12 protein-coding genes are annotated in these 13,147 nt (G+C 71.9%); 1 reads left to right on the top strand and 11 read right to left on the bottom strand.

Annotated elements, in window-relative coordinates; all coding sequences use genetic code 11:
• Positions 1 to 140 precede the first annotated feature (140 nt).
• From ACFVYS_RS39740 to ACFVYS_RS39695, 10 genes are all read right to left on the bottom strand, one after another.
• Entirely contained in the window at positions 141 to 1,697 is a 1,557-nt protein-coding gene (locus tag ACFVYS_RS39740; RefSeq protein ID WP_389510209.1) for a DUF1996 domain-containing protein, read from the bottom strand.
• A 177-nt stretch (positions 1,698 to 1,874) separates the two neighbouring features.
• Complete coding sequence (locus ACFVYS_RS39735; protein WP_389510207.1) at positions 1,875 to 2,531, bottom strand: LuxR C-terminal-related transcriptional regulator; 657 nt, start codon at positions 2,529 to 2,531, stop codon at positions 1,875 to 1,877.
• The gene (locus ACFVYS_RS39730; protein WP_389510205.1) at positions 2,516 to 3,796 is read right to left on the bottom strand and encodes a sensor histidine kinase; all 1,281 of its coding nucleotides are present in this window, start codon (positions 3,794 to 3,796) and stop codon (positions 2,516 to 2,518) included. The genes ACFVYS_RS39735 and ACFVYS_RS39730 overlap by 16 nt, the downstream gene beginning before the upstream one ends.
• A 53-nt stretch (positions 3,797 to 3,849) precedes the next feature.
• Complete coding sequence (locus ACFVYS_RS39725; protein WP_389510203.1) at positions 3,850 to 4,887, bottom strand: NAD-dependent epimerase/dehydratase family protein; 1,038 nt, start codon at positions 4,885 to 4,887, stop codon at positions 3,850 to 3,852.
• 66 nt (positions 4,888 to 4,953) lie between these two features.
• The gene (locus ACFVYS_RS39720; protein WP_389510201.1) at positions 4,954 to 5,547 is read right to left on the bottom strand and encodes a winged helix-turn-helix domain-containing protein; all 594 of its coding nucleotides are present in this window, start codon (positions 5,545 to 5,547) and stop codon (positions 4,954 to 4,956) included.
• 318 nt (positions 5,548 to 5,865) lie between these two features.
• Positions 5,866 to 7,698: a HEAT repeat domain-containing protein gene (locus ACFVYS_RS39715; RefSeq protein WP_389510199.1), complete on the bottom strand. Its 1,833-nt coding sequence runs from the start codon at positions 7,696 to 7,698 to the stop codon at positions 5,866 to 5,868.
• Positions 7,699 to 7,770: 72 nt separating this feature from the next.
• Entirely contained in the window at positions 7,771 to 8,802 is a 1,032-nt protein-coding gene (gene glnII, locus ACFVYS_RS39710; RefSeq protein ID WP_389510197.1) for a glutamine synthetase, read from the bottom strand.
• Between the two features lie 427 nt (positions 8,803 to 9,229).
• Positions 9,230 to 9,940 carry a hypothetical protein gene (locus tag ACFVYS_RS39705; protein WP_389510195.1) on the bottom strand — a complete coding sequence of 237 codons (711 nt, stop codon included), beginning with the start codon at positions 9,938 to 9,940 and terminating at the stop codon, positions 9,230 to 9,232.
• Positions 9,941 to 10,069: 129 nt separating this feature from the next.
• On the bottom strand, positions 10,070 to 10,867 hold the full coding sequence (locus ACFVYS_RS39700; protein ID WP_389510193.1) for a hypothetical protein: 798 nt from the start codon (positions 10,865 to 10,867) through the stop codon (positions 10,070 to 10,072).
• A gap of 82 nt (positions 10,868 to 10,949) precedes the next feature.
• The gene (locus tag ACFVYS_RS39695; RefSeq protein ID WP_389510191.1) at positions 10,950 to 11,309 is read right to left on the bottom strand and encodes an arsenate reductase family protein; all 360 of its coding nucleotides are present in this window, start codon (positions 11,307 to 11,309) and stop codon (positions 10,950 to 10,952) included.
• Positions 11,310 to 11,450: 141 nt separating this feature from the next.
• Between ACFVYS_RS39695 and ACFVYS_RS39690 the strand changes: the two genes are divergently transcribed.
• Positions 11,451 to 11,765 carry a hypothetical protein gene (locus tag ACFVYS_RS39690; protein ID WP_356260447.1) on the top strand — a complete coding sequence of 105 codons (315 nt, stop codon included), beginning with the start codon at positions 11,451 to 11,453 and terminating at the stop codon, positions 11,763 to 11,765.
• A 129-nt stretch (positions 11,766 to 11,894) separates the two neighbouring features.
• On the opposite strand, the gene ACFVYS_RS39685 is transcribed toward ACFVYS_RS39690, so the two are convergent.
• Positions 11,895 to 13,109, bottom strand: coding sequence for a winged helix DNA-binding domain-containing protein (locus ACFVYS_RS39685; RefSeq protein ID WP_389510189.1), 1,215 nt, complete (start codon positions 13,107 to 13,109; stop codon positions 11,895 to 11,897).
• Positions 13,110 to 13,147: the final 38 nt, after the last annotated feature.

Here is a 13,147-nt window from a genome sequence, read left to right as displayed (position 1 = left end):
GCTGCGCACCCCGGACACTCCCCCGCAACCCCCGCCCGCCCCCCGTGCCCACGCCCCCACCCCACACCAGACGCCGGGCGGTCAGGAATCCTCACCGCCGGCCTTCTCAGTCGGTCCTACCGGTTGTCCCGCTCAGCGGGTCACTTGCACTTCTTGCCGGTGTTGATGCAGTTGACCATCTTGTTCATCAGGTTCGTCGAGAAGAAGTTGATGAAGTCGTTGTGGTCGGTGATCGGCTTGTGCAGGTTCTCCGGGAAGCTGTCCACCGCGTACGGCTGCACGACCGTCCCGTTCTGGAGCTTCGGGGCCGGAACGTTGTAGACGAGCCGGACCTGGAGCTGGGGGATCGCCTTGAAGCCGTTGGCGCAGGTGCCGTCCGCCTGGGCGAAGGCCACGTGCGTGCGGTGGTTGGCGCTGTCGATGTTCTTACCGTCCCAGCAGCTCTGGAAGTTGGTCGTCCGCACCACCTGGCTGCCCTGCGGGCAGATCGGGTACTGGGTCTCCAGCTGCACCTTGTTCTCGAAGCCGGTGCAGCTCCAGTTCACGTTCGCGTTGGCGTTGCCGTTGACGAAGGCCTTCGCGTCACCGGTGATGATGCGCAGGGCCGTCGGCATCGCGACGACGTTGCCCTTCTTGTTGCCGACGAACTTGATCTGCGCCTGGGCGGGCTGCAGGATCTTGCCGACGTTGCCTTCCTTGCCACCGCCGTCGTTGTTCTGGTCGAAGTCCTGCGAGCCGTCCTGGACACGCAGTACCGGCCAGAAGTACGAGGACTTGTCGCCCTGGTTCTGGCAGCTGGTGCCGGCTCCCGCCAGCTCCTGGTCGCTCGCGAAGGCGTCGTTGTTCTGGTTGCCGACGTAGTCGTGCAGGTGGTGCGCGCCGTTGGTGACACCGGGGGCGACGATCACGTTGTCCGTGTTGTGGTTGTCGTTCCCGTTGGTGCCGCAGCTCGAGGTGAAGGTGCCGCGGGAGCCGCTGTTGCCGTTGGCCTTGGCGCCGTTCGCGCCGACGCCCAGCTGCGCGTTGGCCTGGACCTTCGTGATGTCCACGAAGTCCGCGGCGACCGGGCCGTTGCCGCCCTGGCCGTTCTGCGCCTGGCCGGCGTTGCCGTTGTTCTGCTGGCCGCCGTTGTTGTTCTGGCCACCGTTCTGCTGCTGGCCGCCGTTCTGCTGCTGGCCACCGTTCTGCTGCTGACCGCCCCCCGCCTGGCCGGCGTTGGTGTTCGCCGCCTGCGTGGTGCAGGCCGCCAACTGGCTCAGCGAGCTGTTGAACTGGCCACCGGACCGCTGGATGTTGATGCGGATCCGGTCGATCGTGGCGGCGCGCTTCTCCTTGAGGGGGCCGGTGATCGCGTTCTGCACGAAGCCGGCGTCGTTGGTCTGGGCCTGACGCGTGGACGCGAGCCGGGTGTAGGCCTCGGTGATCTGCTTGTCCAGGTTGGCCAGCTCGGTCGCGACGCCCTGTTTCGCCCCGTTGGGTACGTTCGTCAGCTTCTGCCCCACGTCCGGGCAGGAGATGGTGGCGACCTGCGCGGCCGCCGTGGCGGCCTTGGTCGAGTTCTGGCCCGAGTTCGACTCGTGCGCCGAAGCGTAGAAGTTCGCCCAGATCAGCCCGCCCCCGCCGAGCGCTAGGGCCGCCGATGCTGCCACGGCCTTCGTGGCCATCGACGAACGGCGTTTACGTATGTTGCGTCCCATGGAACTCCTCTGACTTCCTTGCGGGGCAGCATCGAGGCGCCCGACAGGAGTGAAGCTGAAGCTGCCCCCTCCTTTACGCACGTGGCCCCAGAGGTGTTCAGCCCGCTCAGAAATTGATGAGAGCTCCGTACGACAAAACAACCCCAACACCCTCACACAACCCAGCAGTTGAGGAGGTCAGCGATCCCGGTCCAGATAGGCCAGCACCGCCAGCACCCTGCGGTTGTCGTCGCCGGTGACCTCCAAACCCAGCTTCACGAAAATGTTCGCCGTGTGCTTGGCGACCGCCCGCTCGGTGACGACCAGTTTGCCCGCGATCGCCGCGTTCGACCGGCCCTGTGCCATCAGCTCCATCACCTCCCGCTCGCGCGGAGTGAGCCGGTCCACCGGTCCCTTTCCGTCACCCGAGCGCCGGGCCAGCAGCTGCTGGATCACCTGCGGGTCCATCGCCGTACCACCGGCCGCGACCCGCCGTACGGCGTCCACGAACTGTTCCGCGTCGAACACCCGGTCCTTCAGCAGATAGCCGATCCCGCCGGTGCCGTCGGCGAGCAGCTCGCGCGCGTACAGCTGCTCGACGTGCTGGGAGAGCACGAGCACCGGCAGTCCGGGCCTCCTGCGGCGGGCCTGGAGCGCGCACTGCAGGCCCTCGTCCGTGTGCGTGGGCGGGAGCCGGACGTCGACCACGGCGACGTCCGGCTCCAGTTCGGCGAGCGCCCGCTCCAGTTCGGGCCCGGTCTCGACAGCGGCGGCGATCTCGAAGTCGTAGGCCTCCAGCAACCGGACGAGGCCGTCGCGCAGCAGGAAGAGGTCCTCGGCTAGGACAACACGCAAGGGATCTCCATGGTCACCATGGTGGGACCGCCGGCGGGAGAGCTGACGGCCAGGACGCCGTCGAATGTACCCAGTCGCCGCTCGACACCGGCGAGACCCGAGCCGGCCCCGATCGCCGCGCCGCCCGCGCCGTCGTCGGTGACCGAGATCCGCAGCCGGCCCGCACCGTGATGGAGGTCGACCCAGATCCGGCCGGCGCCGGAGTGCTTGACCGCGTTGGTGAGCAGCTCGCTCACCGCGAAGTAGGCCGCCGACTCCACGGGCGCGTCCACCCGGCCGCCCTCGATCTCGACGTCCACCTCGGTGGCGACCGGCAGCCGCAGCGCCAACGCCCGTACGGCGTCCCCGAGTCCACGCTCGGCCAGTACCGGCGGGTGGATGCCGCGCACCAGGTCACGCAGCTCGGAGAGCGCCTCGGCGGACGACCGGCGGGCCTGTGCGAGCAGCGCCTTGGCCTTCTCCGGGTCCTTGTCGACGAGCATCTCGACGGTCCCGAGGTCCATGCCCATCGCCACCAGCCGGGCCTGGGCGCCGTCGTGCAGATCCCGCTCGATGCGGCGCAGTTCGGCGGCCGAGGTGTCCACGGCGTCCCGCCGGGTCTCCGTCAACACCCTTACCCGCTCGGCCAGTTCTGCCTGGCTCGGGGTGAGCATCGCCTTGGTGAGGAGGAAGTGGACCCGCAGGGCGCTCACGGCGTACCGGTGGGCGACGACGAGGAGGACCGCGCCCAGGGCCGCGGCGCCGAACGCGGACGCCTGGCCGGTGACCGGCACGAAGCCGTACCAGTACGCGACGCCTGGCGTCTCGACGTACACCCGCCACAGCCCGGCCGGCAACGCCAGCCCCTCGATGGGAAAGACGACCAGGACGGCCGGCAGCAGAGCGGTCAGGAACCCGGCCGGCATGTCCACCAGGAGCCACCGCAGGTCCCGCCAGGTCGCCGGGTCGCGCAGCAGCGCGTAGGTGCGCCGGAACGGATTGGCGGTGTCGGGGGCCGGCCGGTACGCCGACGGGATGCGCACCCCGCCCCACCGCTCGGCGAGCGCGCGCCGCCGCTCGGCGTAGGCGCGCACCCCCTTCACCACGTAGGGCGTGGTGAGCGCCCCGACCCCGATCGGTATCAGTGCCATCGACACGAGGGAGAGGCAGAAGCCCAGGATGCTCAGCGGCAGCGACCCGACGGCCAGCGCGAGCCCCCGTCCGGCGGCGAGCAGCATCCCACGCGCCCTCGAACCGCCTTCGCCGCTCTTCGTGTTGGTGTTCATGCCCTCAGTCTGGCCGAGCCGCGGACGGGCGGTCACTGGCCCGACGCCCCCGGTCAGAGGGTGGTGCCAGGTACACCTCCGGGACCCGGTCCGCCGGAGCCCGCCGCGAGCACCTTCGCCTCCACCTCCGGGTCGAGGCCCTTGCGGGTGCGGTCCGGACGCTGGGGCGCCTCACCGCCGATCGACCTCAGCCAGGCCCAGGTGTCGGCGACGGTCTCCTCGACGGGACGGCAGGCCAGCCCCGTCGCCACCGCCCGGGAGACGTCGGCCGCGTGCAGGGCGTCGTGCATGTCGCTGCCCGGCGGCACCCACACGGGCAGTTCGGTCCACGGCTCGATGCCCGCGTCGAGGATGATCTCCGGCGCCGTCCACCGCAGTTCGGCGTCCGAGCCGGTGGCCCGCACGCACGCCTTCAGTAGCTCGCCCATCGTCGCGTGTCCCTGCGGGCTCATCAGGTTGTACGGCCCGCTCAGCTCCCGCTCGACCGCGCCGAGGATCCACCCGGCGAGATCGCGGGCGTCCACGTACTGCAAGGGCAGCTCGCGCGGGCCGGGCGCGAGGACCGGGCCGCCGCGGGCGATCCGGGTCAGCCACCAGGGCAGCCGTCCGACGTTCTCGTACGGGCCGAGGATCAGCCCGGCCCGTACGAGAACGGAGGACTCCGCGCCGAAGGCGTCGACGACGGCCAGCTCGCCGCCGCGCTTGTCCCGTGCGTAGTCGCTCTGTTCGGCGTCGGGCTCGGCCCCCTCGACGACGGGCGCGTCTTCGGGGTACCCGGCGGGCGGGGCCCAGGTGTACACCGAGCAGCTCGACACGTACACATACCGGCGGGCGCGGCCCCGCAGCAGCCGCGCCGCCTCGTGCACCGCGCGGGGCGCCGCCGACCAGGTGTCGACGACGGCGTCCCAGTCGCCCTCGGCCAGGGCGTCGAGGCCGCCGGGCGCGGTGCGGTCACCGGTCAGCGACCGGGTACCGGGGGCGGAGGCGAACCGCCCCCGGTTGAAGACCGTCACGTCCCAGCCGCGCCCGAGGGCCGCCTCGACGACGGCCCGTCCCACGAACTCCGTACCACCCAGCACCAGAAGTCTCATACCGGTGACTGTGCCCGCTCCGGACGCGGCAGGGAACCGTGCTCTGCCGTCGGCAGACCGAGTGGGTCAGTGGCCGGTCGGCGGGGTGTACTTGTAACCGACCCGGCGCACCGTCTGGATCGACTGGCGGTGCTGTGCGCCCAGCTTGCGGCGCAGCCGGGCGATGTGCACGTCGACCGTACGGCCGTCGCCCACGTGCCCGTAGCCCCACACCGTGGTGACGAGCTGGTCGCGGGTGTGCACCCGGTTCGGGTGCGCGACCAGGTGCGCGAGAAGCTCGAACTCCAGGTAGGTGAGGTCGAGTTGCTGCCCGTCGACGGCGGCCGTGCGCTGCACGGGGTCGATCCGTACCAGCGGACGCCCGGCACCCTCGGGCTCGCCGGCCTCCTCGGCCGCCGGCCGGTCCGGCACCGCCACCGGCAGGAACGGCGGTTGCTGGTCGGCCGGGACGAGCACCAGGTAGCCGACCATCGGCGGCTGGCCCGGCAGGGTGGGCAGGGTGTGCGCGGGAGCGGGCAGCCAGGTCGCGCCCGGCGGCAGGAAGTCGGTGACGTCGACCACCTCGTCCCGGTCGACGGCCCGCAGTCGGTGGCGGGCGGTGCCGTTCGGGGCGGCGGCGGTGAGGCTGGGAGCGGAGGAGAGGGAACGAGTGTTCGCCATGAGAGGTCAGCTCTTTCGCGCGAGAAGTTCGTCGGGGAGGTCGACGGCCGCGATTCGTGGTCGGGCTCGTCGAGGACGTACGTCGTGCGCGCTGGCCGAAGGCCGGGGTGTACGGCTTTAGAGGGCCGGCGCGTTCATCGCGCGGCAACACACCCGGTCGAAGTCATGGTGCTGGCGGGAAGGCCAGAAGGGCTCGAGGTCGTGACGACCCGTCGCGGTGCACTTCTGGAAGCTGGCCATGGGCCCATTGAAGCAGACACCCGCCCGTAACAGGAGCCTCCTCTCACAGCTTGGACGATTCCTGGCGTGAAGTCGGCGTCAGTCGATCACGCGCGCCGTCCTGAGCAGCTCGCGGACGGCCGCCCGCAACACGTCGTCCGGATGCGCCGCGTCGCCGTACATGAGGTCCTTCACGGCCCGCCGCGGCGCCTCGGCCCCGCGGCGCAGCGGCTCCACGGCGAAGCGGGGGAGGAGCCCCATCTCCGTGAGCGTCATCACCGGGTGGGGCGGGCCCGGGTTGACCCTCTTCCACTTGAGCGCCTCCCGGACCAGGGGATCCACGGTGTCCTCGGTCCTGCCGGTGATGCGCCAGACGGCCAGTGCGGCCGCGGCCCGGGTGACGGCCGGCGTACGGGGCGCTAGCAGCGGCTCGACGAACGGCAGCAGCGGTGCGGCGACGGCACCGAGCCGGCCCGCGAGGTTCGTCGCCCAGGCGGAGGCCGAGGCGGCAAGCTCCCGGCGGAGGAAGGACAGCGCCGGCTCGGGGTCGGCGGCGACCGGCCAGAGCGCCACCGCGGCCTCCGCGGAGACGGAGGAGTGGACGCCCTCCCGCGCGCAGATCCGCAGCGCCCGCTCGCCCACCTCGCCCGCTGCGGGCCCCAGCCCGGTCAGCACGGCGACCGCGACGGACGGGTAGCCGGTGCCGTGCCGGGTCAGCAGTCCGGCGAGCTCCTCGACGGCGTCCGCCGCCACCTCGGGGTACCGCGTCAGCACCTTGACCAGCTCCGAGTGACCGTCCCCCGACTGCCGGGCCACCGCCCGCGCCACGGGCGCCGCCGCGGCCCCGAACTCGTCGGTCACCGCCTTGACGACGCGGACGGTGTCGTACGCACCGGGCGCCTCCCCGATCAGCCGCAGCGCCTCCTCGACCGCCACCGCCACCGGCACCCGCGCGCGGGCCAGCGCGGTGACCGCCCCGGCCCGCACCGCCGGACTGTCGTCGGCGAGGTACGGCAGCACCCGCTCCCGCACGCGCGCGTGCAGCTCCGGCGGCAGCGCGCAGGTCAGCTGCGCCAGCCGGTACAGCTGCCAGGCCTCGCCCTCCGTCTCGCGCAGCGCCCAGGGGAGCACATCGGCCTCGCGGTCCCGCCAGCGCTCGGTGATCCCGAAAGCGAGCGGCATCCCCCGGCCGAGGGCCCGCAGCGCGGCCCCGGGGTCCTCCAGCAGCCGTTCGGTGAACGGCCGGTAGTGCCCCGGCCAGAGCGAGATCTCCGGTTCCTCCGGCAGGTCGGTCACGGCGGTGTACGCCCGCGCGCAGGCGTCCACCAGCGGGTGCGGCAGGGGCGGTTCGGTGGTGCGCAGCAGGTCCTCGGCGGCGGCGAGCGCGACCCGGGGGGCGGGGTCGGCCAGCAGACCGTGCCGCCAGGCGCCGTCGCCCGGCTCCAGCAGTCCGAGCGCCGTCACGACCCGGGCACGCACCCGGGGATCGGTCTCCTCGGCGAGCCGGTCCCGCAGCAGGGGCGCCGTCGCCGGGCCGGACTCCCGGCCGGACGCGGCGATCAGCAGCACCATCGACTCGCGTACGGCCGGATCGGCGTCGTGGGCGAAGGGGATCAGGGACGGCATCGCCTCCGCCAGGGCGCGCCGGGCCCGCTGCTGTTCGTCGCTGTGCCCGGCCCAGTTCGCGAGGTTCGCCAGCAGGTCGAGCAGTTCGGCCCGGGGGCCGGCCCCGTGCAGGGCGAGCCGGATCAGCTGCGGCACCGCGGGTGCCGTGGGGACCTCCTCCCCGAAACACAGGGAGGAGTACAGCCGGTCCATCGCCCGCCGGCGCGCGGCCTCGTCCGTGGACTCCAGCGCCCGCAGCAGTGCGGGTACGTCACCCGTCGAGCCGTATGCGCGTTCGAGACTCGCCCGGTCTCTCTCCGTCCCCATGGGAGCGCAGGATATGCGGAAGGGGCGCCCGCCGAGTCGGCGGGCGCCCCTTCGCGAGAGCCGCGGAGCGGATCAGACCTGGCCGGCCTTCTCCAGCGCCGAGCAGCAGGTGTCGACGATCAGACGCGTCACCAGGTACGGGTCGACGTTCGCGTTCGGACGGCGGTCCTCGATGTAGCCCTTGCCATCCTGCTCGACCTGCCACGGGATACGGACCGAGGCGCCACGGTTGGAGACACCGTAGGAGTACTCGTTCCACGGGGCGGTCTCGTGCAGACCCGTCAGACGGTCGTCGATGCCGGCGCCGTAGTGCTTGACGTGGTCGAGCGGCTTCGAGCCCTCACCGAGCGACTCGCACGCGGTGATGATCGCGTCATAGCCCTCGCGCATCGCCTTCGTGGAGAAGTTGGTGTGCGCGCCGGCGCCGTTCCAGTCGCCCTTGACCGGCTTCGGGTCGAGGGTGGCGGCGATGCCGAAGTCCTCGGCGGTGCGGTAGAGCAGCCAGCGGGCCACCCACAGGTGGTCGGAGACCTCGAGCGGGGAGACCGGGCCGACCTGGAACTCCCACTGGCCGGGCATGACCTCGGCGTTGATGCCGGAGATCGCGAGACCGGCGGCCAGGCAGTTCTCCAGGTGCGCCTCGACGACCTCACGGCCGAAGATCTCGTCCGCGCCGACACCGCAGTAGTAGCCGCCCTGCGGGGCCGGGAAGCCGCCCTTGGGGAAGCCGAGCGGGTAACCGTCCTGGAAGAACGTGTACTCCTGCTCGATGCCGAAGATCGGCTCCTGCCCGGCGAACTTCTCGGAGACCTCGGTGAGCGCGGCACGCGTGTTGGACTCGTGCGGCGTCATGTCGATGTTGAGGACCTCGCACAGGACGAGGATGTCGTCGCCGCCGCGGATCGGGTCGGGGCAGGTGAAGACCGGCTTGAGGACACGGTCCGAGGAGTGGCCCTCGGCCTGGTTCGTGGAGGACCCGTCGAAGCCCCAGATCCCCAGCGCGTCGAGACCGGCGGGCTCACCCGCGATGATCTTCGTCTTGGAACGGAGCTTCGCCGTCGGCTGGGTGCCGTCGATCCAGATGTACTCAGCCTTGAAGGTCACGGGCCACTTCCTTCGGGGGTGTGTCTTACGCACGTGCGGGTGCTGCGGCGCTGCGGCACTGGGGCGCCGCCTGTTTGCCCGGCAGCTTGTCAACAGGCGATTTCCCGATCATTGCTCGAATGTGAACCCCGTGTTACCTGGTGGTTCTGTGGTGCGGCTCACGGTGTGAGCGGTGAATCGGTGGGTTCGTATGCGAGCGCGCGCGCCCGCGACGCGTGGATCCCGGACGCGTGGATCCTGGACGCGCGGGCCCGGAGGTGCGGGCAACGGAGGTGCGGGCCCGGAGGTGCGGGCTCCGAAGGTGCGGCCCCCGAACGCGCCGGTCCTGCTGCTCGTGGCCGCGAGCAGCAGGACCGATGACACGTACACCCTTACGGGATGCTCCGGAAGATCCCGCCGGTGCACCGAGGTGACCGGTGGCCGGGCGTCACCCCACCTTCTCGATCAGGGCCCGGCGGATCAGGAACTTGCCGGGCTCACGGACCAGTTCGAAGGCCGCGTTGTTGAGCAGGGCACAGCTGCCGGAGACCGAGGTCACCTCGACGGTCGTGGACTTGTTGTTGTCCAGGTTGGTGACCTTCAGCTTGGTCCCCGCCGGGAACTGGTTACTCGACGCGGCCGGGGCACCGCCCTCGCCGGAGAGCGTCACCGTGGAACCGTTGCAGACCTGCTGGCCGGAGGCGGCACCGCCGCCGTTTCCCGCGTTACCCGTGTTTCCGGCGTTACCCGTGTTTCCGGCCGGGGCGGAGGCCGCCGGGGCAGAAGCGGCCGGAGCGGAAGCGGCCTGCGAAGGCTGTGTCGCCTGGGAGTCCTGAGCCGACTCCCCAACGACGCAGCCGGACGCCTGCTGCTGGACCTTGATCTGCGCGATGACCGCCTCGCGGTTGGCGATCCGGGCTTCGGACTGCGCGTCCGGGCTGGTCTTCTGGCCCTCGATGAACTTCTGGTTGTTGCCGAGGGCCGTGGCCAGTCCCGCGCAGACGGTCGAGTCCCCGGCGGACAGCGTCCTGGCGTCCTGCCCGCTCTGCGAGGCGTTCGAGGTGGACGCCATGGCGAAGGCGCCGGCGCCCGCCACCGCCGCGGCGCTGACGAGCAGCGCGATCTTCTTCTTCGTGCCGAGACTTCTCCTGCGCGACATGCGCGCCTCCTGAGGGGTAGGGGAGCGTACGCCGCTATGTACGAGATATCGAACGAGGTTACTCAGAGGTTGCGGGAGTCAACCGAAGTGGTGTGCGTCACAACCGGGTTGCGGTGTGCGGGGCCGGAGTCAGTTCCTTCCCTCCTCGTACACCGCCACCGTGTCGTCGGCCCGCCGGAGCAACCCCTCGGTCCGGGAGGTGAGTTCGGCCTCCCCGGTCTTCGCGCCGTCGCCCCACCGTCCGTTCGCGAACAGCACCGACCGGACGGTCATCGCCCGTCGGGAGACCCCGGACGAGCCCGGCGGGACCGTCGGCAGGCCGGCCTCCGCAGGCGGATCCAGCGGGTCCACCCGATACGTCACCGGGTCCGTCGAGGCCATCGTGAACACGCGCGAGGCGTCTTCCACCCGCTCGAAGCTCAGCACGGTGACCGTCACCTGCGAGCGCCGTTCGGTGTCCGTGAACAGGGCCGCCGTCGACCGGGAGCATCCCTCGCCCTGTTCGACCAGCCGGGCGAGCGCGGGCGACACGCCCCGAGCGCAGTCGACGGTGGTGGACAGGTCGACGCGGGCGTACCGGGAGCCGTCCCGCAGCCGGACGCTCGTCGAGGGGAACGCCTGCTCCGGCCGGACGATCGGGCGGGCGAGCAGGGAGGGGAGCGCGCTCGTGGCGTAGGAGGGGAACTCCGGGCCCGTGGACGGCGCGTCGGTGAGCGCCGAGGCGGTCGCGGTCGCCTTCGCCGTCGCCGGGGGAGCGGAGCCGGGTCGGTCACCGTCGTCCTCGTCCGCGATCAGCATGGTGCCGGCGGCGACGGCGGCGACGAGGGCCGCGCAGGACCCGACGGCCGCCGAACGCCGGGCCCGCCGACGCCGTCGTATTCGCCCCTGCTCGGGAGGGAACCCACGTCCTTGATCACCGAAGGTCATGGCGGCGGAGGGTAGCAGTGCGTGGGAGGCCGGCTCCCGCCGCCGCGCGCATCGTTTCGTCGACCGAGCGGCCAGGGCGCCTCTAACGGGACAACGCGTCCCGTACGGCCTCGTCGGTGCGGGCCACCAGCGCGGTGCCGTCCTCCGCCGTGATGATGGGGCGCTGGATGAGCCGGGGGTGCGCGGCGAGCGCGGTGATCCAGCGTTCGCGCGTGCTCGCGTCCCGCGCCCAGTCCTTCAGGCCGAGCTCCTTGGCCTCGGCCTCCTGGGTGCGCGTGATGTCCCAGGGCTCCAGGCCGAGGCGGTCGAGCACGGCCGCGATCTCGTCCTCGCTCGGCACGTCCTCCAGATAGCGCCGGACGGTGTAGTCGGCGCCCTCGGCGTCGAGGAGGGTGAGGGCGCTGCGGCACTTGGAACAGGCGGGGTTGATCCAGATCTCCATGCGGCACACGGTAGCCCTCCGAAGCCGCGAAAGCCCTTGTGATCAGGGGCGATTGTCAGTGGCGGGCAGTAGAATAGAAGCAGTGTTCGAGGGTTCGCCGGAGGTTCCGGACCGGGCCCTGACCGCGACAGGAGGATGCCTGTGCCCGCTGCCGCACTGAAGCCGAAGCCGTTGCCGACCCAGTCCACCGCGAAGCGTTCCGTCCAGCTCGACCTGCCCTATGTGCCCGTCGAGAAGCGGCCGTTGCCGCCCGGGCGACCGCGCGATTGGTACGTCATGCACAACCGTCGCCTGAAGGCGATGCGCCTCGCCATCGCCCTGCTCGACCTGGGCGTGTATATGCCGAACCAGGCCCGCAACGAGAAGATCCGCAGCACGGCGGAGCTGATCGGCGTCCATGCGCCGTCGGACACGACGTGCCACATGGTGCGGGCGCTCCTGCGGTACTCACGCTGAACCGGGTGCCGGGTGCCGGGTGCCGTTTCCCGGTGACGGCACCCGGCATCGGCGTCCGCAGGGGCGGGGATGGGCGCGGGGACGAGAGCAGGGACTCCGGGGACGGGTGCGGGGACCGAGGACCGGGGGTCACTTCACCAGGTCCTTCTCCACCGGTGTGCGGAACCTCGGTGTCACCCGGGTCGCCCCCAGCCATGACTCCAACCGCCCCGCCGCCGCCTCGATCGCCGCCTTCGCCTCGGCGCCCACCTCCTCGCCCTTGCCCTTGCCGGCGCCCGTGTCTTCGCCGGCCAGGATCCGCCACACGATCTCGCCGTCGGCCCGTTGGGCCCAACCCCCCACCACGCGGCCGTTCCACCACACCGTCGGGCCCACGTTCCCGCTGTAGTCGAACAGGGCGGGGCGCAGCTCCGGGGCCAGATACCAGTCCCGGCCCTGCCAGCCCATGGCCGTCGGGTCGAGGCCGGGCAGCAGGGCCGCCCACGGTTCGACGGGGGCGGGCACGGCATCCACGTCGTCCTCGACGACGTACCCCGTCCCCTCGTCCAGCGTCACCGCACGCGCCCCGATCGCCGTCAGCGCCCGGCGGACGTCCGTCACCTTCCAGCCCGTCCACCACTTCAGATCGGCCTCCGTGGCCGGGCCGCACGCCGTCAGCCAGTGCCGCAGCAGCTCCGACTGGGCCTGCGCCACCGGCAGTTCGGCGTGCTCGGGGGCCAGAGCCCAGCGGAACTGGCTCGACGTCCACGAGCCCAGCGGGCGCCCCCTGACCACCTTGCCCTCCACCCCCAGCACTCTCAGCAGCCGGGTCACGACGGTGTGGACGCCCTCGTAGGGCTTCCCCGCCGCGTACACGAACTGCTCCCGCAGGCGCGGCTCCTCGCGGGCCAGCTCGGCCGCGGTCGCCTGGCCGAGCCGGGCCAGGGCGGCCAGCGCCGACTCCTCGACCTCCTTCAGCCAGGCCGCGTCCGGTGCGCCGGCCTTCGCCATGTCCTTCACCAGGGTGGCCCGCTCCCGCGCGGCGACCGCGAGCCCGGTCGAGGCGTGCACGACCGCCGTCGAATCCGTCGGGAACACGAAGACGGTGTGCCGCATGCCGTGCATCCGGACGAGGCTCCGGTCCGCGTACAGCGCCCGGTCGGTCTCCGTCACCGTCGTCGCCGGGTCGGCGAGGCGGGCGCCGACCGCCAGGTACACGGTCGCCGGGTCCGAACCGTGCAGGGCGAGGAGCGCGTCGGCCACCGCCTCGGGTGTCGCGACCCGCGCCTGCGGGGCCAGCCGGTGCCGCAGGGCCAGCCGCGCCCGCCGCTCGGCCACACCGATGTACCGCAGCCCGTCACTCATACCGGCCTCCACCCCTCGTCGCCCCGTCGCCGTCCGGC

Source organism: Streptomyces sp. NPDC058295 (genome assembly GCF_042880655.1).
GTDB classification, from domain to species: domain Bacteria; phylum Actinomycetota; class Actinomycetes; order Streptomycetales; family Streptomycetaceae; genus Streptomyces; species Streptomyces coriariae.
This window is presented reverse-complemented; position numbering and strand designations above follow the sequence as displayed.